Origin of the sequence: Protofrankia sp. Cr2, from assembly GCF_963555885.1 — a bacterium.
GTDB lineage: Bacteria > Actinomycetota > Actinomycetes > Frankiales > Frankiaceae > Protofrankia.
On record NZ_CAUVXG010000012.1, the window covers coordinates 5822 to 25432 of the forward strand.

At 67.3% G+C, this 19611-nt stretch carries 18 protein-coding genes and 5 pseudogenes; 10 read left to right on the forward strand and 13 right to left on the reverse strand.

Annotation, left to right across the window (positions count from 1 at the left end):
- Window positions 1–35 precede the first annotated feature (35 nt).
- Both U9978_RS08215 and U9978_RS08220 read right to left on the reverse strand, forming a co-directional pair.
- Complete coding sequence (locus U9978_RS08215; RefSeq protein WP_322760468.1) at window positions 36–332, reverse strand: hypothetical protein; 297 nt, start codon at window positions 330–332, stop codon at window positions 36–38.
- Between the two features lie 89 nt (window positions 333–421).
- Complete coding sequence (locus tag U9978_RS08220; protein ID WP_322760469.1) at window positions 422–1408, reverse strand: aldo/keto reductase; 987 nt, start codon at window positions 1406–1408, stop codon at window positions 422–424.
- A gap of 321 nt (window positions 1409–1729) precedes the next feature.
- Between U9978_RS08220 and U9978_RS08225 the strand changes: the two genes are divergently transcribed.
- From U9978_RS08225 to U9978_RS08235, 3 genes are all read left to right on the forward strand, one after another.
- Window positions 1730–3262, forward strand: coding sequence for a TerD family protein (locus tag U9978_RS08225; protein WP_322760470.1), 1533 nt, complete (start codon window positions 1730–1732; stop codon window positions 3260–3262).
- A gap of 73 nt (window positions 3263–3335) precedes the next feature.
- Window positions 3336–4013 (forward strand): AIM24 family protein, encoded by a 678-nt coding sequence (locus U9978_RS08230; protein WP_322760548.1) that lies wholly within the window; start codon window positions 3336–3338, stop codon window positions 4011–4013.
- Between the two features lie 46 nt (window positions 4014–4059).
- Complete coding sequence (locus U9978_RS08235) at window positions 4060–5061, forward strand: AIM24 family protein (protein ID WP_322760471.1); 1002 nt, start codon at window positions 4060–4062, stop codon at window positions 5059–5061.
- Window positions 5062–5187: 126 nt separating this feature from the next.
- On the opposite strand, the pseudogene U9978_RS23985 reads toward U9978_RS08235, so the two are convergent.
- From U9978_RS23985 to U9978_RS08245, 3 genes and pseudogenes are all read right to left on the reverse strand, one after another.
- A pseudogene (locus U9978_RS23985) lies at window positions 5188–5385 on the reverse strand (molybdopterin dinucleotide binding domain-containing protein); the annotation flags it as partial.
- Window positions 5386–5420: 35 nt separating this feature from the next.
- Window positions 5421–5783 (reverse strand): annotated as a pseudogene (locus tag U9978_RS23990) (molybdopterin-dependent oxidoreductase); the annotation flags it as partial.
- A 344-nt stretch (window positions 5784–6127) separates the two neighbouring features.
- A complete protein-coding gene (locus tag U9978_RS08245; RefSeq protein WP_322760473.1) occupies window positions 6128–6580 on the reverse strand; it encodes a hypothetical protein in 453 nt (150 codons plus the stop codon).
- A gap of 44 nt (window positions 6581–6624) precedes the next feature.
- On the opposite strand from U9978_RS08245, the gene U9978_RS08250 reads away from it, so the two are divergent.
- Both U9978_RS08250 and U9978_RS08255 read left to right on the forward strand, forming a co-directional pair.
- Window positions 6625–7605 (forward strand): sucrase ferredoxin, encoded by a 981-nt coding sequence (locus U9978_RS08250; RefSeq protein WP_322760474.1) that lies wholly within the window; start codon window positions 6625–6627, stop codon window positions 7603–7605.
- Between the two features lie 23 nt (window positions 7606–7628).
- Window positions 7629–7955, forward strand: a complete 327-nt coding sequence (locus tag U9978_RS08255) for a DMT family transporter (protein WP_322760475.1) — start codon at window positions 7629–7631, stop codon at window positions 7953–7955.
- Window positions 7956–8068: 113 nt separating this feature from the next.
- On the opposite strand, the gene U9978_RS08260 is transcribed toward U9978_RS08255, so the two are convergent.
- A complete protein-coding gene (locus tag U9978_RS08260; RefSeq protein WP_322760476.1) occupies window positions 8069–8449 on the reverse strand; it encodes a hypothetical protein in 381 nt (126 codons plus the stop codon).
- Complete coding sequence (locus U9978_RS08265; protein ID WP_322760477.1) at window positions 8446–8703, reverse strand: hypothetical protein; 258 nt, start codon at window positions 8701–8703, stop codon at window positions 8446–8448. Before U9978_RS08265 ends, U9978_RS08260 begins: the two co-directional genes overlap by 4 nt.
- A 443-nt stretch (window positions 8704–9146) precedes the next feature.
- Here U9978_RS08265 and U9978_RS23995 point away from each other — a divergent pair, with 443 nt between their 5' ends.
- Both U9978_RS23995 and U9978_RS08270 read left to right on the forward strand, forming a co-directional pair.
- Entirely contained in the window at window positions 9147–9293 is a 147-nt protein-coding gene (locus U9978_RS23995; protein WP_416210894.1) for a type II toxin-antitoxin system RelE family toxin, read from the forward strand.
- A 251-nt stretch (window positions 9294–9544) separates the two neighbouring features.
- Window positions 9545–9952 carry a nuclear transport factor 2 family protein gene (locus U9978_RS08270; protein WP_322760478.1) on the forward strand — a complete coding sequence of 136 codons (408 nt, stop codon included), beginning with the start codon at window positions 9545–9547 and terminating at the stop codon, window positions 9950–9952.
- Window positions 9953–10883: 931 nt separating this feature from the next.
- On the opposite strand, the pseudogene U9978_RS08275 reads toward U9978_RS08270, so the two are convergent.
- The 4 genes and pseudogenes from U9978_RS08275 to U9978_RS08290 form a co-directional block, all read right to left on the reverse strand.
- Window positions 10884–11122 (reverse strand): annotated as a pseudogene (locus U9978_RS08275) (flavodoxin); the annotation flags it as partial.
- 54 nt (window positions 11123–11176) lie between these two features.
- A complete protein-coding gene (locus U9978_RS08280) occupies window positions 11177–12322 on the reverse strand; it encodes a Fic family protein (RefSeq protein WP_322760479.1) in 1146 nt (381 codons plus the stop codon).
- Between the two features lie 218 nt (window positions 12323–12540).
- Entirely contained in the window at window positions 12541–13191 is a 651-nt protein-coding gene (locus tag U9978_RS08285; RefSeq protein ID WP_416210899.1) for a formylglycine-generating enzyme family protein, read from the reverse strand.
- A gap of 146 nt (window positions 13192–13337) precedes the next feature.
- Window positions 13338–13496: pseudogene (locus tag U9978_RS08290) on the reverse strand (flavodoxin); the annotation flags it as partial.
- 244 nt (window positions 13497–13740) lie between these two features.
- Between U9978_RS08290 and U9978_RS08295 the strand changes: the two are divergent.
- Window positions 13741–16104, forward strand: coding sequence for a 2OG-Fe(II) oxygenase (locus U9978_RS08295; protein ID WP_322760481.1), 2364 nt, complete (start codon window positions 13741–13743; stop codon window positions 16102–16104).
- A 154-nt stretch (window positions 16105–16258) separates the two neighbouring features.
- On the opposite strand, the pseudogene U9978_RS08300 reads toward U9978_RS08295, so the two are convergent.
- Together U9978_RS08300 and U9978_RS08305 are read right to left on the reverse strand one after the other, a co-directional pair.
- Window positions 16259–16594 (reverse strand): annotated as a pseudogene (locus U9978_RS08300) (LysR family transcriptional regulator); the annotation flags it as partial.
- The gene (locus U9978_RS08305; protein ID WP_322760482.1) at window positions 16591–17796 is read right to left on the reverse strand and encodes an FAD-dependent monooxygenase; all 1206 of its coding nucleotides are present in this window, start codon (window positions 17794–17796) and stop codon (window positions 16591–16593) included. The pseudogene U9978_RS08300 and the gene U9978_RS08305, both read right to left, overlap by 4 nt.
- Window positions 17797–17947: 151 nt before the next feature.
- Here U9978_RS08305 and U9978_RS08310 point away from each other — a divergent pair, with 151 nt between their 5' ends.
- A complete protein-coding gene (locus U9978_RS08310) occupies window positions 17948–18967 on the forward strand; it encodes a TetR/AcrR family transcriptional regulator C-terminal domain-containing protein (protein WP_322760483.1) in 1020 nt (339 codons plus the stop codon).
- A gap of 362 nt (window positions 18968–19329) precedes the next feature.
- Window positions 19330–19524: a hypothetical protein gene (locus tag U9978_RS08315; RefSeq protein ID WP_322760484.1), complete on the forward strand. Its 195-nt coding sequence runs from the start codon at window positions 19330–19332 to the stop codon at window positions 19522–19524.
- The last annotated feature ends 87 nt before the right edge of the window (window positions 19525–19611 follow it).

The following is a 19611-nucleotide window of genomic DNA, read 5'->3' on the forward strand; positions in this document are numbered from 1 at the left end:
GACGCCGCGTCCCCTATTGCCGACCACTAAGCCTCTCAGGCTTCCTCAAGGGCCGCACCCAGGCTGCGCAGTCCTTTCCGGTGGCTGCGGTAGGTAATTGTGTGCCCGACGGCCACGGCGACCGCGATGGGCCATTCGATGATCTCAAGCATGGCGAGAGCGGTGAGGCCGACGAGATAGCCGATCTGCTCGGGAGGGAAGAGCTCAATATGCCGATTAAGAATCATATGTTGATCAAAAATATCAATTGTCATGATTCCGTTACGTGCGGCATCTTCAGCTGCCGCACGGACGCTTCCGGGCGGGGCGACCGACATCTGTTCTGGAGCCATGCCCGCGCTCCTTCCCCGCCGCGGGCTGGGTATGCGCCACCCGCGTCCTGCCCGCCGGCGGATGCTCCCCGCTCTGGAACGGTGAATGCTCAGGAACGCCGAATGCCGCCACGCAGGATCGCGGAAATGGCGGCTCGCGGCCCGAGTGCCGGCTCGAAGGCGTCGGAGGCGGCCTTCAGAGCGCCGTACTCCACCTCGGTCAGCTCGATGTCGGCGGCGGCCACGTTGCTCTCCAGCTGTGCCACGGTGGCGGCGCCGGGGATCGCCACCACGTTCGGATGCCGGATCACCCACGCCAGCGCGATCTGTGCCGGGCTCGCGTCGTGCGCCGCGGCAACATCGCGCAGGACGTTGAGAACCGGCCGTACCGCGTCGAGGTTCTCCGGCAGGAACAAGGGATTCATCGCCCGGACCCGCGACGTCGGACGATGCTCGCGAGTGTAGCGACCCGACAGCAGACCCTGCGCGAGGGGACTGTAAGCGATGATCAACCGATCGTTCTTCACCGCGTATGGCAGGAGGTCACGCTCGACCTGCGGCCGCACAAGGCTGAACTGCACCTGGTTGGAGAGCACGGGTGCACCCAGCGCCTCCTCAGCCGCCTGCCACCGCTCCAGCGAGTAGTTACTGACCCCGACCGCGTCGACAAGGCCGACCCGCTGCAGCGCGGCCATACCCCGCATGGTGCTGGTGTCCGGGACCAGCGGGTTGGGCTGGTGCACCTGGTAGAGGTCGATCTGGCGGACCCCGAGTCGGTTGGCGCTGGCAACCGCGCGCTGTTCGACGACCGGCGCGACCGGCAGCACCGGGAACAGCTTGGTGGCGACAACGGCCGTCTCGAGGGCGCCGGCCTCCTTCAGGGCGCCGCCCAGGATCCGTTCGCTGCGCCCGAACGCGTAGACCTCGGCCGTGTCGAAGAACGTCACACCGAGTTCGACCGCCCGCCGGACGATCGCCGGCGCCTCACTGGCCGCGTAGGCGGCGCCGTAGCCCCACTCACGGGAGCCGAACTGCCAGGCGCCCAACCCGATCGTAGAGATCTTCTTCTTCGTGGTTACTCCATCGACATACCGCATGACTCCAGTGAACGCTGTGCGGAGCCGGCGCGCGACCCGGTTGCGCCGAACACGTCCGTAATCAGAGCTGCTACCTTCCTTGAAGTTTCCCGAGGCGCGGGACACGTAGGCGGAGAAAGGATCGTTCTGTCGGCTGCCTGTCAGGTTGGGGACAGGCTGCTCTCCCGATGGGGTGCAATGCTGACAGGCCGGGCGCGAGGCAGACTGGCCCGGCGCAGACTGACTCGGCGCAGACTGACTCGGTACCGGCTGACCCGGTACCCGCTGACCAGGAGCAGACTGGCCCGGTACCGGCTGGCAGGAAGGGCGAAGGAGAGCACGGTGGTCCAGCAGTTCAGTCGGGGGCAGAAGAGCCAGCTGTCCGCGATCACTCCCGGCACTGACCTCTATATCGGAATTGCCCTCGCCGCACCCGGCCTGACCTGGGACGTGTCCTGCTTCGGGCTGGATGCGAACGGCAAGCTGTCCGATGATCGTTACTTCGTCTTCTTCAACCAGCCCACGTCGCCCGAAGCATCGATCCAGCTCCTGGGCGAGCAGGCCGGTGACATCCAGTCGTTCCGGGTGACGCTGGAGAAGGTACCCGCAGGTATCGACAAGCTGTCGTTCTGTGCGGCGATCGACGGAGCCGGGGCCGCATCCCAGATCTCATCGGGTTATTTCCGGATCGTCGTCGGTGGCAGCGAGGTCCTGCGTTACGCGTTCACCGGCGCGGATTTCACCAGCGAACGCGCCGTCATCATCTGTGATCTCTATCGTAAGGGGGTCTGGCGGGTCGCGGCCGTCGGGCAGGGCTTCGACGGCGGGCTTGCCGAGCTGATCCGCTCCTTCGGCGGGGATGTCGAGGACACGCCGACCCCACCACCGGCCGCGCCGGACGGCTTCGGTCCGCCGCCCGGCGCCACCCGGACCGCTGCGCCCCCGGCGTCCGAGGCAGGTTATGCCAAGCCGGCAGGGCACCCGGCAGCCGTGCCTGCTCCGTCCGCGCCACTGGCACCGACCCAACCGCAACCGGGGTACGGCCAACCGGCGCAACCGCAACCGGGGTACGGCCAACCGGCGCAACCAGCGGCCGGGTACGGCCAACCGGCTGGCGGACAGCTGTCGTCCCCCGCACCGACACCGGGGTACGACCCGCAGGCGCCCGGGGTGCCCGGCCCGGCCGAGATCCTGCCATCGCAGGGCCAGCCGGTGCAGCCGGGTGCGATGAACAGCCTGAACCCTTACCGTGAGGTTCCCACGGCCGGCCGGTGGACGCAGCAGAACGCCAAACTCGTCAAGGCCACCCTGGGCCAGGGCTCCGATGTGCTCGCCCTGCGCGGGTCCATGGTGGCCTACCAGGGCGACATCGACTTCGATTACAAGGGCTCCGGCCTGCGCGGGATGCTGGAGAACAAGCTCACCGGGCAGGGCCTCAAACTCATGACGTGCAAGGGGCGCGGTGAGGTCTTCCTCGCCCACGACGCTGCTGACCTGCACATCGTCGAGCTGGACGGCCAGTCGCTGTGTATCAACTCCAAGAACATCCTGGCGTTCGACAGCACGCTGCACACCGAGGTCAAGCGGATCGAGAGCGCCGGCATCCCTGGTGGTGGTTTCTTCCATTTCGAGGTATCCGGTAAGGGCTCGATCGTGGTGATGACCAGGGGAACGCCGATGACGCTCACCGTCGCCGGGCCCACATTCGCCGACATGAACGCGCTGGTGGCCTGGACGTCCGGAATGCGGGTGAGCGTCTCGACCCAGGTACGTATCTCCCGCCAGATCTACGCCGGTAGCAGCGGTGAGTCCCTCGCCCTGCAGTTCATGGGCTTTCAGGGGCATTTCGTGGTTGTCCAGCCGTACGAGGTCTAGCCGGCCGAAGGGCGTGCGATCATGGTTTGTCTCGCACGCCCGGAGGCCCATGAGGAACCTGGAGGAGGTTGCGGTGCACGGAACACTGATGGACCACTTCGGCCAGACTCAGATCATGGACCGGATGAGCAGGCACGGTTCCAAGATTGCTAAGGTTGTCATGCAGCCTGGGCAGGACCTGTTCGCCAGGGTCGGTTCAATGATCGCCTATGAGGGTCTGATCGACTTCAACCCGCAGCCGCCACAGCTGCGACGGATTGCTTCCTCGTGGGCAACCGGCGAGGGCGTACCGCTGATGACCGCCGTCGGCCAGGGCCTGCTCTACCTGGCCGACTACGGCAAGGAGGTCATCGTCACCCAGCTCGCCGGCGAGGGCCTGTCGGTCAACGGCAAGAACATCCTCGCGTTCGACACAACTCTCCAGTGGGGGATAGAACGCGTCCGCGGGGTGAACATGCTGTCCGGGATGGGCATGTTCAACGTGGCCATCCGCGGCCACGGTTGGGTCGCGATGACCGCGAAGGGTACCCCGATCGTGCTTGACACCCGGGAGGCTCCGACGTTCGTCGACACCGACGCGCTGGTCGCCTACACCGACGGCCTGCAGGTCCAGCCGCGGCGTACCGCGCGTTTGGGCGGGCTGATCGGACGCGGCTCGGGTGAGGCGTTCCAACTCGGCTTCTCCGGTCAGGGTTTCGTCGTGGTGCAGCCGAGCGAGGACGAGCGACCGAACCTGTCGGTCCGTGGGTGATCTGGTCCGTACGGGTGATCTAGTCCGTGGGTGAGAGGATTCGACGATGAGTCACGGTGGATTCCCAGGCGGCCCACCCGGCGGTTACCCGCCCGGTGGCGGTTACCCGGGCGGACCGCCCGGTGGGATGCCGGGAATGCCGCCCGGCCCGCCCGGCGGCCCGGGCGGGGGGATTCGCAGCAGCCTGTTGGGCAATCCCGAGGTGCAGTCGGGTGAACGCTTCACCCTGCAGAACGGCAAAATGCTCAAGGCGACCCTCGGCGCCGAGGGAATGCGGGAGTTCTACGCCCGCAAGGGTGCGATGGTCGCCTATCAGGGGGGCGCGACCTTTGATGCACACTGGGAGAGCTGGGGTCACCAGTTCCATTCGCTGTTCTCGGGCGGCGAGGGTCTGAACCTGATGATGGTATCCGGCGCAGGCACGGTCTTCCTCGCCCATCAGGCCCAGGACGTACATATTCTCGACCTTGCCGGCGACGGTCTCACCGTGGACGGCAAGAACGTGCTCGCCTTCGACCGGGACCTGCACTGGGACGTCGTCCGCATCGACTCCCAGGTCGCGATTGCCGGAGCTGGTAGCTACCAGGTTGAGTTGTCCGGAAACGGCAAGGTTGCGGTGGTGACTTCGGGCGCGCCGTTGGTGATGCGCGTGACGCCACAGAATTACTACTTCGCGGACGCCGACGCGGTGGTGGGCTGGTCATCGAGCCTGCAGGTGTCGATGCAGGCCGCTGTGACGTCGTCGTCGGCCTGGCGGCCGCGCGGAAACACCGGGGAGGGCTGGCAGATGCAGTTTTCGGGCGACGGCTACGTGATTGTCCAACCATGTGAGTTGCTCCCGCCGTACAACGCGCTCGCCGGTGCGGGGCTCGCTGGACATTTCGGCTTTGGCGAGGCTGGATTCGCCGGCAACCAGATGCAGGGTCACCACGATGCTCCGGGGCATGGTGGCCAGGGGCACGGTCCTGGCGGAGGCATGCCCGGTGGGCTCGGCGGCCTGTTCGGCAACCAGGGGCACGGCCGGGGCGGCATGTTCGGCGGCCGCTGAAGGACCGGGCGGTTCAGAGCGCCCTACGACGCCGCGTCCCTGATCGTCGGTCGCTCGTACAGAGCTCAAGGATGTGATTCTGATGCTGCTACAGCAGCATCAGAATCACATCCTTGAGGGCCGCTCCTAGCTGCCGGTCGGGTCCAGGATGCCCGATCCCCACCCGTGCTCGGTCGCGAGCACACCCGCGGGCAGCGCGTCCGAGAGCACCACAGGCAGTTCGATGCGGGCACTGTTCGTCGAGATGAGGGCCACCGTGTCGCCGTCGGCGATACCCTCCCGCGCAGCGTCCGCCCGGGAGATCTCCAGGCTAGGGCGTTCTGGTCGACCGAGCCGACTCCGAAGACATTCGTCGTGCCCAGCGCCCGTCCGAAGGCGCCACCGAAGAGGATGGCCCCGGCGGTGAAGCCGGTCGGGTTGCCCTGATAGATCCCGATGCTGTCGGGGCCGTGGGCGTCGACCAGGCCGCGCAGCGCGTCGGCGATCTCGTCGACGGCGTCGTCCCAGATCGCCTCGACGTAGCGGTCGCCGACGCGGCGCAGGGGAGTTCGCAGCCGGCGCGGATGGTCGATGATCTCGGCGGCGGTCCGCCCCTTCGGGCAGAAGTCCCGCCAGGTCAGCGGGTTGTCCTTGTCGGGCTGGATGCGTAGTACGCGGTTGTCCGCGACGTCGACGTTGATCCCGCAGTACGCCTCGCAGATCCGACAAAACGTTAAAATCATCTTACTGTTTTCTCCCACGAGTCGGATTGTGCCATCCGCGCGGGCCAGGACTCGTCAGATTGTGCGAGAGGGCAGGTAGCGGAATGGACGACACGCTGGTCGATGGAGTGGGCAACAGAGTGGGCGGAACAGCCTCGCAACCCGAACAGGCGGTGGCTCGTCCTACTGGGCGTGCGGGACCTACCAGCGAGGTGGGGAAAACACGGTAGGTGAGGGGATCGGGTGAAGAGGCGCCGACGTACGCCTATCTGGTGGCTGCGGATTCGTGCAAGGCCGTGGCTCGAGGCCGGTTCCGGTGTCGTCGGTACGATGCTGATCGTTGTTTCCGCGTTCCTTTACGTGACTCAAGGAGCAGCGCGGAACTCCCTGCTGGACCCGGTACCGCGGGTGACGCCGACGCCGACGCTGGGGGCACCGGACACGGCATCAGGGGTACCGGCGGCGGCACCGACCGGTGCGACGAAACGCCGAGCAGCGACGCCTGCGGGCGGGGACGGCGGTCCGACACCGGATATCCGGTCGGGTCCCACCGGATCGAAATCCCTGGTGCCCGAGCCTGGCGGGATTCCGCCGGGCACCGTCGGCCCGACCGGGGTGACTCCGACCGCCGGAATCACGGCCGTTGTCACGACGGGGCCGTCACCGCCCGAACCAGTGACGACGGTTGAACCGTTGCCTGGCCATTCCATCTCACCGGTGCCCACACCGCCCGTTCCTACCCCGCAGGTCGTGCCGACGTCGTCTACCGAGGTCCCATCGCCCACGCCGGCGGCAAGCGCGTGATACGGAGGAGTCAACGATTCTTCTGGAATTTGACGATCATGAAGGTGGTGCGGGGGTCATGAGCGTCGGAACCACTTCCTCAACGCTGTCGTTCCGCTGTGCGCCGTGGACGCGGGAACAGGGCGTCGACCCGATCGGATCGGCCTTGACCTGTGACACGCTGCTGCTGGTCGAGACGCCGTCGCCGTGGCCGCGCGACGTGAATGAAATCCCGGCCTTTGCGGCAGCCTTGCGACATTACCGGCCCGGTGGCCTGCACCGGACCCGGCTGCTCGCGGTGCGCCCGGCCGATGAGGGCATTGACGGCTCCGACCCGCGAGCGGGCGTGCTGATCACCCGGTGGCATCGAGTGGGCTCCAACCGTTTCCTGGGTACCGACCACACAGTGCCTCGTGATCGACTCGTCGATGCTCTCATCCGGCTCCTTGACGCGGGCGACGGCACGAATGGCACGAATAGCACGAATAATGACACCATGGTGCAGGCCGCGCCCGCCGAGATCCTGCTCTGCGGTCATGGTCAGCGGGATCGGTGCTGCGGCAGGAACGGAGTCCGCTTGCAGATCGAAGTGGCATCGGCCTGGCCCGGCGTGCGGGTCCGCCGCTGTAGCCACACCGGCGGGCACCGGTTCGCCCCGACCGGGTTCACCCTCCCCGACGGGCGGGCCTGGGGGTTTCTCGATGCGTCGACGCTCGACGGAATCGTGCGTCGTGTCGATCACCCGGCCATGCTGCGTGACAGATACCGCGGCACGACCGCGCTCGACCCGTGGGGGCAGGTCGTCGAGCGGGAGTTGCTCGAACGGTTCGGCTGGGGCTGGCTCGACCACGAGATCACCTCGGCGCGGACTGAGGTCACCGACGGCGGTCGGGCCGCGACCGTAGAGATCGCCTGGCGCGGCCCGACCGGGGAGGCCAGCGCCGTCGGGGTGGTTGAGGTCGTCCGCGACGTGCCCATCCTGGTATGCGGTGAGCCGCCGGAGGTCGCGGGGAAGACGAGCCCGGAACTCGCGCTGCGATACATCACAGTCCGGAGCTGACCCGACCCGGATACGGTGCGGCAATGGTTGTGGCTCTGCAGCTGGCCGCGGCAATCGCCGCAGAGATCATTGCCACCACGTCATTGCGTGCGTCCGACGGGTTCACGCGGCTGTGGCCGTCGGTGGTGGTGTGCGTCTGCTACCCGCTCTCGTTCTACCTGCTGTCCCTCGTACTGCGGCAGATCTCGATCGGCGTCGCCTACGCAGTGTGGTCCGCGGCCGGCACTGCGGTGATTGTGATCATCGGCGTGGTCGCCTATGGGGAGACCCTGAACCTCCTGCGGGTCGTCTCGCTGCTGCTCGTCGTGCTGGGCGTGCTCGGCCTCCAGCTCAGCGGAACCCACCGGTGAACCGCCACGCGAAGATCGTCCCAGTGGCTATGAGCGCTGGGCGACAGCGGGGTGGATCAAGGTGCGTGCCCCGGCCCCGCGACGCCGTGCCCCTATTGCCGGGCGCTCTTATGTCAAGGGTTGAGATCGAGAATACGAACCGGCTGGTCCCTCCATCGGTCCGGGGATGCGGTGGCGATGACTGCGCCTTCGGGACGATCGGGTGTCGGCTCGGCGGCATACCGACTGTGCGCAAGCGCCCACGTGACGTCCTGAGCAACCCAGAGAGCAGCAGGTAGATCCAGGTCGACGACGGTGATGGCGGGCAGGGCTGCGACGTGTTCGGCCGTGCCGGGGCGGGCCCGGTCGGCTTCGACCAGCGCACACGCCGCGGCATAGAGGAACCACCCCGACTCCACGTGTGCCCGGTGGATGAGGCGAGAAGCGAGGACGTTGCCGCGGCCGGCGGCAACCAGGGCGGTGTCGTCGAGAATGACGTGTAGCACTCCGGTCACAGGGTACGTATCTCCGCCAATCGACGATCAAGATCGGCGTCCACCTGCGCAGCCTCCGCCTCGGTGAGGTCGTAGCCGTTCCACTTCCGCAGCTCCGCACGGGCCTGCTCGGCACGCGCCGCGCGCTCGGCCGGCGTGAGGAGGGTGATCGCGAGACGGGCGAGATAAGCGCGCAAGGACAAGCCCTCGGCCGCCGCGACCTCAGCGAGCCGGTCGCGCGCATCGGTAGGGATGCGGATGTTGGCGTCAGCCACGGGAAGCTCCCTCCACCCGGCCAAGGGTATGGGTACGTACCCGTGGCAGGCAAGTGTGGCGCTGCGTGCCGCCACCCTTCGGATGAGGATCGATACCGGTCATGCTTGCGTTTGATAGGGGTCTCGGTGGTCGGCTGGCCCCCACACCTCACACCAGCGCGTTGATGGCAGGCTGGACCGATGGAAGGCGCGACCCCGGTAGGCGATCCCGGGCTTCCGCCATCAGGGTGCGATCAGCTCGACCTTCGCAAAGTACGTCCGGTACCGCGCGGCGTCGCGGAGCTGGGCCACGCAGGCCAGCCCGGCTCCTTGATCCACTCCCCTACTGTCAGGGGCTCGTAACGATGTGAATCTGATGCTCCTACCACAACACCAGATTCACATCGTTCCCACAGAGGGTCCGGCAACAGGGGCGCGGCCTCGCGGGGCCGGAGCGCCCACGGGTGGTCGGCGCTCCGCTGCGCAAGCCGTTCGAGGGACTGTGGCGGGCGCGACGCGGCGAGTACCGCGTGCGTTACCGGACCATAGAAGATCGCCGAGAAATACAGGTACTCGATATCGATCATCGCCGCGATGTCTACCGTCTTTGACTGTACGGTCCGAAGGTCGTGCTCACGGACCGATCTCCCAGAGCTGGTGGTAGTACTCGGTTGGACAGGAGAGCGGATAACACATGGACAACAAGCTGGTCGATGGAGTGGGTCACAGAGTGGGTGGACCACCCGCACAACCCGAACAGGCCGTGGCTCCTCCGACTGGGCATTCGCCGAGAAGACAAGCCCAGAGCTGATGCTACGGTCGATCACGATTCGGCGTTGACACTCTCAGGAGGAATCTGATCATGACTCACGACGTCGCATCCGCCGCATTGGCACAGCCGGCAGAGGTTGTCGTAGCGTATTTCGCGGCGAACACGGCACTGGATGCCGATGCGGTCGGCGCACTGTTCGCGCCCGACGGCGAGATGGTCGTCAACGGGGTTCGCCTGCGTGCGGGCAGGCAGATCGTGACGGAGCATTACCGGCAGTGGATGACTGCGTTCGCGCCTGGTGACATCGCCACCACCCTGGGACCCATCCTGACTGATGGCGAGTATGTCGCCGTGCAGATAGAGATCATCACCCGCGGTGAGAAGGCATGGCTCGGCTACTTCTTCCTTGTGCGTGACGGGCTGATCAACCGGCTGTCGACCTATGTCAACATCGGTTCCCTCGACGACGCCCTGGCCTCGGGGGCGCGCAGGAACTGATCAGCTTTTCGGGATCTCCACAGTTCGGGATCTCCACAGGTAGTACCGGGCGCCTGGCGCGGATACGGTGCGGGCATGGTGGTTCGGTCAGAATCCCGGGTGGTCCAGCGGGACCCACCCGGGACCGCTTCTCGTGTCCGCTGTCTCGTGATAACTGCTACCACCATCGCGGCCCGCCTCGGGATTGACCACGCTGATGACGCTGTGCCAGGCGACGGCTTCGGTGAGCCGTCGCACTGCACCCCCCGATCTGGGTCGGCCCTGGACCCAGCCGGTGAAGTTCTGGACCACGTGTATCCACGTGTGTCCCCTGTGTCCCAGCACCGAGACGCCGGGGCTGTCGTCGTAGACAACTGCGCGGTCGGTAATCCGCTGGCTCTCTGGCAGGGGGTCATCCGCGCCACTACCGCTCCCACGCAGCATCGTCTGCCACGACGAGCTCAGCGGCGGACCAGTCTTGAAATAGACCGCTTCGGGACCGGACCATTGCCTGGGATGCAAGTCCGTGTATCGGGCGCGAGCGCCCGGATCGAGGTCGAATACGATTTCGATACCGTTCGCAAAATAGGCACCGACAGGAATGAACCCGAGCCTTCGGCCGAGCTGGCTGGTTCCTGAGTTAGCGAACCGGCCAGCCTGTACGCCAGTCGTCGCCGCAGCGCCGGCATCGGGTTGACGTGCAACGGCGGCGGCCACGGCGATGTTACCTGCCTGGCGCTGGAGTTGGAGCAACCGGTGTTCACGGCCGGTGTATCTCGCGGCGCCAGTCGACCCCACCGATGGCTTTGGCGATCGTGCGCGCGTGGACGCCGGGATTTGGGATTCATCAAGAATCCGGGCTGTCGATCGCATGTCAGAGCCCCCTGTAGATCTGCAGTCTGCATGCCAAAATTTACCATCCACCGCCCCGCGTGGCCGCCACCGCAGCGCCCTACATCACAAGGCTCACGGCCGTGGTAGCGCCGAGTTCCCAGCAGGCTTCGCGGGCGGCGGCGTTCGGGGCGCCGAGTACCGTCACCGGGTCCCGCAGCCGCTTCAGCGCAGGCCGGTGGCGATCGACTCGACCGAGCGTACGGCACCCGTCGTGTCGTTGTTGCCGTGCACGTACAGCGCATACGGACGACCCACGGTCGCGTCCAGACAGGGGTAGTAGATCTGGTCGCAAAAGTAACATCAACAAGGGTGGTCAACTGATCAGATGGCTGGCGCGCCCGGCCAAGCAAATCAGTTGGTGCCGTAGGGGTCGCGGAGCGGCTGGCCGGTGAGCGAGGCGCGGACGGAGCGTTCAGCGCGAACGGCAGTGCCGGCGGCAAGGTAGCGCTGAGTGCGGCCGTGGCCGACATCCTCGATCAGACCGGCGGCTTTGAGCCCCTGCAGGTCGCGGATCGCCTGGTCGCGAGTCAGATTCTCGTCACGCATGTAGGTGGCGCGACGCACTCCCTCCGGCCGGGTCGCCACGTACAGGGCGGCGACGGTGCGCTCTCCGAGTCCGGCTGCCGCGGCCTGGTCTGCCAGTGCCCGCCAGACTTCGGCCGCGATATCGAGGCGGCGTTGGACCAGCTGGGCCTGCAGGTGGTGGGCGCGTAGGCAGAAGCGCAGCCAGCCGTGGGCATCGCGCTCCGGCTGGAAGCTCCCGCCCTGCGCCTGGCCAAGCGCGGCGTAATACATCGCGGTGTTGTGGGGGGACGATCCGAGCCACTCCTCGATGCTGGAGAACTCCGGCGCGAGGATCAGATGCCGGGCGAGCACCAAGGTGTGCAGGCAGCGAGCCATCCGCCCGTTCCCGTCACGCCAGGGATGGATGCTGGCAAGGTTCAGATGCGCCATCGCGGCCCGGACGACGACGGGGGCATCCAGGTCTCCGCCCTCGAGCCAGCCACACAGCTCGTCCATGAGCTCCGGCACGCGCTCGGCGTCCGGCCCGGTGTAGACCGGCGGATTGTCCGGCGCTCCGGACACCCAGACCGGCCCCAGCCGGTAGCGACCAGGCGACCTATCAAGATCTCCTCGAAGCATCATGAAGTGCAGCGCTGACAGGAGCATCGGGTGGAACGTGAAGACCTCGAATCGGGCAGCCTGAAGCACATAGGTCAACGCGTCCGCATAACCGGTGACCGCGGCGCGGGTCCGCGCGCCATGTGCCGTCGGCATCTCCTCGCCGGCCGCGACCGCCTCGGCGTCCGCTATGTCGACGGTGTAGCCCTCGATCGTGTTCGATCCCCTGATGGCGCCGGCGATCAGGCTGCGCCGCAGCTGTCCCAGCCACCGGCGTGGTTCGGCGACCTGGTGGCGCAGCTCGCCGCGGAACCGCTCGAGTTCGGCCAGCACCCGCTCGTCGGCCGCGTCGATCTCCGGCACGCGAAACAACATGCGACGATGCTACGTGCATCGTCGTATCAACGGGCGACGGAAGGCGCCCATGGCAGCCGATCTGCCGTCATGCGCCGGGCGTCAGGCTGGCGGCGATCATCGCGCCGAGTTGCCAGCAGGCCTCAAAGGCAGCCTCGTCAGTCACGGGCGAAGCTCGCGCCGTTGGGCTGCGATACCGCTGGGATCAGCTCTGGCGGGAAAGTCCGCACTGCGCCGAGTCACAGACGAGCGGAGCGCGCGAGGCGGAAGCCCACGTCATCGACCTGGAAGTTCGGATGGCTACGACGCCGCACAGACGCACGGCAGCTCCAGTGCTCGTCGAACCAGCCGCCGCCGCGCAGCACCTTGTAGGCCCCGTAGACCTCGGCGTCGTAGGTGTCCCAGCACCAGTCCCAGACGTTGCCCAGCATGTCGCACAGGCCCCACTGGTTGGGCGACTTGCCGCCAACCTCGTGCATGCGCTCCGCCGAGTTGGCGCGATACCAGGCGATCTCGTCGATCGGACCGTACCGCGGGCCGACCGTCCCCGCGCGGCAGGCACGTTCCCACTCGGCCTCGGTGGGCAGTCGGTATCCCTCGGCCGAGGCGTTCCACTCGACCTGGCCCACGTCCTCACGGATCCGGTAAGCGGGCACCAGTCCCTCCCGTCGCGAGAACGCGTTGCAGAACCGGATGGCGTCCCACCAGGAGACGCTCTCAACCGGTAGATGACCGCCCCGGACCGCGCTCGGCCACTCGCCGACGACCTGTGCATACAACGTTTGCGTGACCGGAAACACGGCAAGGTAGTACGGCGCGAGCTCGACCGACCACGTCCGCCGCGTTCGCCGATCCGACAGCGTCACCTGCCCCGGCGGGATGGCGACCAGCGTGCTTCCCACGTCTGAGTCCACAGAGAACCGATCTTACCGGCGTTCGGCGCTGGCAGAGCCGCCGTGGGCCACCACGTCGCGAGCGTTGGCGGGCTGCGCGGTGATCACCCCACGCGACGAACGCTGGTCCCTCCGGGCGCCGCCGTCACCGGGTCCCGCAGCCGCTTCCAGCGCAGGCCGATGGCGATCGACTCGACCGAGCGTACGGCACCCGTCGTGTCATTGTTCCCGTGGACGTACAACGCATACGGACGACCCACGGTCGCGTCCAGACACGGATAGTAAATAGTGTCACAAAAGTAACATCAACAAGGGTGTTCAACCCGTCATGAGAGGCGCGCCACCGCCGTGACCTCCAGCTCCCGGCAGGCGGCCGGTGGCGCCTCGTCCACCTTGACGGACCAGGGGGCTCGAGGACCCCCGATATCGTGGATACATCTGCAGGCCACTCGACGCACACAGCCGGACACCGCGTCCCGTTGAGTGCGCGGAGCCCTCTAGATTCGTGCTCGACAATGCCGCTCAGAGATGTAGGGGGACACGGCAATGACGACCGTGGCACGTGACCGGCTGGCGAGGATGTTGCGCGGCGACGCGGAGACCGCCTTCAGCGTGGAACTGACTGCGAGTACCGATGACCTGAGCCTCGAGGTCGAGGGCGTCGGGCCCGTCACGTTCCCGGTGCCGCCCGCGCAGGCCCGCAAGCTCCTCGGCCTCGGCCAGCCTGCCCGGTTCGGCCGCGGCGAGGAGACGCTGGTCGACCCGGGCGTCCGCGACACGTGGGAGATCCCGAAGGACCTCGTCCGCGCCAGGTGGGACGACGACGCGCTGAACGGCATCCTGACAACGGCGAAAGACGAGCTGGGCCTGCCGATCGCCGCCGAGCTGACCGCCGATCTTCATTCTCTTCTGGTCTACGAGCCGCGCCAGTTCTTCCTTGCCCATCAGGACAGCGAGAAGGACGACTCGATGATCGGCACCCTGGTGGTGACGCTGCCGTCCAGTCACACCGGCGGCGAGCTGGTGGTGCGCCACCTCGATGAGCGGAAGACCTACCGGGGGCCGAAGACGGAGCTGTCGGTGGTCGCCTTCTACGCCGACTGCAGGCACGAAGTCCTCGAAGTACGGTCGGGGTACCGGATTGCGCTCACCTACAACCTCCTGCTGTGCGGGGACACCGACGTGCCAGCGGGCGACGAGGGAGCAGCCGCCGAACTGGCAGATTTCCTTCGCGAGCACTTCAGCACACCGGTGCCCACCTATCGCCCCGGAGCCGTGGCCTGCCCGCCAAGCCGGCTCGTCTACCTGCTCGACCACGAGTACACCCCGCGCGCGCTGGGCTGGAGTGGGCTGAAGGGTGCCGACGCCGCTCGCGTGTCCCTGCTACGGGCCGCGGCCGAGCGGGCGGGGCACGAGGCTGTCCTCGCGTTCGCCGACGTCAAGACGACGCACAGCGCCTACGAGCCGGATGACGGCGACGGGTACCGACAGCGCTACTGGGATGAGGACGACGAGGACGAGGACGAGGACTCTGACGGCCCGGCCGACTACGATATCCAGGAACTGATCGACGTCGACGTCACGCTCACGCACTGGACCGGCCCGGACGGCGACGGGCTGGAAGCGACCTCGCTGGACGTCGGCACCGACGAGGTGTGCGCGTCCACCGGGACGGATGACCTCGAGCCCTATACCTCGGAGTACGAGGGCTACATGGGCAACTGGGGCAACACGCTCGACCGCTGGTACCACCGGGCGGCCGTTGTCGTGTGGCCCCGCGAGCAGGCCTTCGCCAACCGCGCCGAAACGTCGCCCGCCTGGGCTCTTGACGCGCTCGCAGAGATGGCGTTGGCCGGCGACGTATCGGGCGCGAAGGCCGCCGTGGCGACGCTCGAGCCGTTCTGGGACAGCGTTCTGCGCGCACGGTCGCCGGAGGACGGGGGCAGAATCTCCGGGACGTTCGGCAAGGCGCTGCGAACGGCGGACGCCGTGGCGGACGCGGCGACCGCGTCGATGCTGCTGCGCCCGTTCCGCGTCGAGAACCTGACCGCTGACGACGTCGCGCCCTTCGGAAGGATCGCCAGCCGCTACGGCCAGCAGTGGATCACGGACCTGCTGCGGACGTGGATCGGTGCGAGACAGCCGACCTGGGCCATCGGCGGACCGGAACGCAGGCAGTGGGTGGCGAACTCGCTTCCCGCTCTGTGCGCGGGGCTGCACGCCGCGCCCGGTGCCGGCGCGACGGCCGCGCGACTGCTCCTCGACCTGGCGTGGGAGTGGCTCAGCGAGGCCATCGGCATCGCGGTCAGGTCGTCGTCCCCCCGTTACCGTGACAGCGGCCTCGACGACCTGGGCGCACCGCTCGCCTCGGTGCTGACGGCCGCCGCCGTAATCGGGGCGGCGAGCACCCGGGACACGGTGGCCGGATACCTCCGGGGGCAGCCGGACGCGGTCACCGCGATGGAAATGCCCGCGCTGCGCGCCGCGGCGGAGCTGCCCGGCCACGGCCTCCGCGGCGAGGCAGGCTTCGGCGGCCTGGCCGCGGACTGCGCCCAGCGGCTCCGTGCCCGGCTGGCCCTCCCGCGGCGCGCGTCCACCGACTGGTCGATCGAACTGCCCGCGGGCCGCTGCGCCTGCGACCTGTGCGAAACTTTGCGCGTATTCCTGGCGGACCCGGACCGGCGTACCCTCGAATGGCCGCTCGCCGAGAAGCGCAGGCAGCATGTTCACTCCCGCATCGACGCCGCCGAACTGCCCGTCAGCCACGTCACCCGGCGGCAGGGCCGCCCCTACACGCTCGTTCTCCACAAGACCGACGCGCTCTTCGCGGACGAGTTGAAGAAGCGGGCCAGGGACCAGGCGGACCTGGACTGGCTGGCAGCCAAAGCAGGAGATTCTGATGGCGGCTGACGAGGTCCGCGATGCGCAGCCAGTCGGCGGTGTGGACGGGCTCGATGTCGAGGGCACCTGCCGTCAAGGTCCGCGTGGCCGGTTCCAGAAAGCGGCGCCCGGCCGCAGTGAGGTCGACCCCGCCCTGGCCGCGGGTGAACAACCGGACGCCCAACCCGGCCTCGAGGCGAGCGACCCGCTTGGACAGCGCCTGCTGCGTCAGGAACAGCTGTTCCGCCGCCCGGCCGAAGTGCAACCGTTCGGCGGCAGCGACGACGGTGGCGCCAAACCTCCCAGCACGCTTCACGGTCGGCGGCGGACACGTCGCCAAGCACCGTGACCGGTCACGCAGACGCTTCCACTTCAAGCCCGACGTGATGGTCTTCACGGCCTGCAGCGCGCCGGTCGTGTCGTTGTTGCCGTGGACGTACAAGGCACAGGGCGACGGAGCGGCGGACGGGTGGCGGAGCCGGCGACCGAACTGGCTGGCCTCGGCGGCGAGCCAGGTCATCCGGAGACGAATTCGTAGTCCGGCAAAGCGATGTTTCCGGCTTTGGCAAATTGCCTGGCCATCAGGTTTCGCATCGGCCAGCGTGTCATCGAGCGCATGGAAGCGGCCCGCATCCGGATCGCGAGTGCGCTGGACGGCGCGTACCCGGAAGCGCCACCGGGCGGCAACCGCTGCGCCTTACTGACGTAAGGGCGCATGACACGGTCGTAATTCTCGAAGGCGATGCGGTGGTCGCCGCCGACGGCGGCGAGTTCACCTGCCAGCACGTAGGCGCCGACCAGGGCCAGGCTCGTTCCCAGCCCGCTGAGCGGAGTCGGGCAGTAGCCCGCGTCACCGAGCAGCGCCACTCGGCCCCGCGACCAGTGGTCGAGTCGCACCTGGCCCACCGAGTCGAAGAAGAAGTCGGACGCGGTGCGCATCGCCCGCAGCAAGCGCGGTACTTCCCATCCGGCCCGGTCGAAGCGGCCAGCCACGATGTCCCGCTGCTCGGCGCTGTCTCGCCGGTCGTATGTGATCGGCGCTGAACGGAAGCTGAGGCCGGCCTTGATCTCGCCGGGTTGCCGGCCGGGCCGGGCGGAGGCGACGAGCCCGCCAGGCGCGTTGTACATCTGGTACCAGTCGTCGAGGTCCAGCTTGTCGTTGGCGGTGAACCACGCGGTGTAGAGGTCGAGGGGGCGGACGCAGTCCGAGTCCGGGCCGAAAGCCAGCGTGCGCACCACGGAGTGCAGCCCGTCCGCGCCGATGACCAGCCCGAAGCAGCGCGGGCCGCTGTTCTCGAAGGTGACTGTGACGCCGTCGTCGTCTTGGTCAAGCTCGGTGATCGTGTCGTCGAACAGGTACTCGACGTCCGAACCGGCCGCCTCGTACAGCAGGCAGCCGAGATCTCCGCGCAGGATCTCGATCTCGGAGACGATCCCCTCGCCGCCGAAGCTGTCCGCCGGCATCCGGGCGGTGATCCGGGCGGAGGCGTCGACGAGCGCAAGGCCGCGCTGGTCGACGCTCACTGCCCGCGCCTGGTCCATCAAGCCCATCCGTGTGATCACCGTTCGTCCGGCACCGCGCAGGTCGACGGCCTGTCCGCCTGGCCGGGGGGCCGGTGCGCGCTCGACAACAGTGACGGCGAAGCCCGCCTTGCGTAGCCAGTACGCCAGCGTGGGTCCGGCGATGCTGGCGCCGGAGATGAGTACCTCAGAGTTCCGCATGCTTCGAATGTACGACGTACGCAGTGCACTGGCAAAACGATTTTTCCCTTTAGTAAGCAAAAAAATTTCAAGGACGTGCACTAGTGCTCCGACGAGATACAGGTAGCGCGAAGGCCTCCGCCTGTACGGCGAGTACCGTGTAGCACGTTTCGTGTGCACTAGTGCAGAGGGGGAGACGGTGGATCGGCGGGGCGCGTCACGCTACAACCAGGTCGTCGCGGAACTGCGGCAGCGGATCGAGGCGGGCGAGCTGGCGCCGGGGGACAGGGTGCCCTCGACCCGAGAGATCACCCGGCAGTGGGGCGTCGCGATGGCCACCGCGACCAAAGTGCTCACCGAGCTTCGCCGCGAGGGCTTGGTCCGCGCGGTGCGCGGTGTCGGCACAGTCGTCGACGCCGGGAGCCGGCCAGTACATACCGACCAGCCCGCGGCGGCGCCTTCCGGCGCTCCCGCCGCCGCTGCCGCGCCACACCCGCCGATGGCAACCACCCGTCGAAAGAGTGCGGCCGGCCACCCGCTCACCCCCGAACGGATCGTCGCGGCAGCCGTCGCGGTCGCCGACGCCGAAGGGCTGGCCGCGATCTCGATGCGCAGGGTGGCGACTGAGCTCAGGGCGGCGACAATGTCGCTCTACCGCCACGTAGCCGACAAGGACGACCTGTTGACGCGGATGATGGACGCCGCTTTCTCGGAGTGGCCGTTCCCTCCCGACCCGCCCGAGGACTGGCGAGACCGCCTGGAGCTCGCCGCCCGGATGCTGTGGGCGATGTTCCACCGGCACCCGTGGCTCGCACCAGCCCTCTCGGTGACCCGGCCGCAGCCGGTGGCCAGCGCGATTCCGTTCACCGAGTGGGTGCTCACGACACTGGACAATCGTGGCCTCGACCTGCCGACGATCTTTACGATCCACCTGACGCTGTTCAACTACGTTCGCGGCACCGCGGTCAACATCGAGATGGAAACGGAGGCCGAGGCGCTCAGCGGCATGGACAGTGAGGAGTGGATGGGAACGCAGGAGCCCGCACTCCAGGCGCTCCTGGCCACCGGTAGATTCCCGACGTTCGAGCGGCTCGCCACCCGCGGGTACGACTTCGACCTTGACCACCTGTTCGAGTTCGGCTTGCAGCGCCTCCTGGACGGCATCGCCACAATCCTCGAACCGAAGCTCTGACGAGCGATGTCGGTACGTGCGTTCCAGCCGCTGTGTTCGCAATAGTTCTGGTCGCAGAAATGTACCGAACCCTGGCCAGCGTAGTTTTACTCTGTGTAACGCCCATGCCTTGGCCAAGCGGAACGCCAGCCAAAGGTCTGACGCAACCGGTGGGCTACTCGGGTCGGATGCCGGGTGTCCGGTCGATCGCTCCCGCGAAGTGCTCACGTAGCTCGGCGGCTGGCGCGCACTATTCTGTCCAGAACGCCTCTGGGTGCCACCGCAAGGTGACTACGTAACGCAGCTGATCGAAACTCTGCGCGACCTTCCCGCAGCCCTGGATCCACACCCACGTCCGCCAACATTGTGGAATCGAAAATCGTGTGCATTATGTTCGCGACACCACTTGGCGCGAGGACGCCAATCTGGCCTACGCAGGAAACGGTCCGCGCACTTTCGCTATCCTACGTAACCTCGCACTCAGTCTCTTCCGCTTCCACGGCATTACGAAGACCAAGGAGACAACCGAGTTCATCGCCCGTGACCGTAACCGGGCCCTCGCCTTCCTCGTAACCTAACGTGAGATATCGCTACGTAGCGCAATCTTGCCGAGGGCCTGGGGAATATGTGTGCCCGCCCAGGGTGTATATCGGCATGTTCTATGT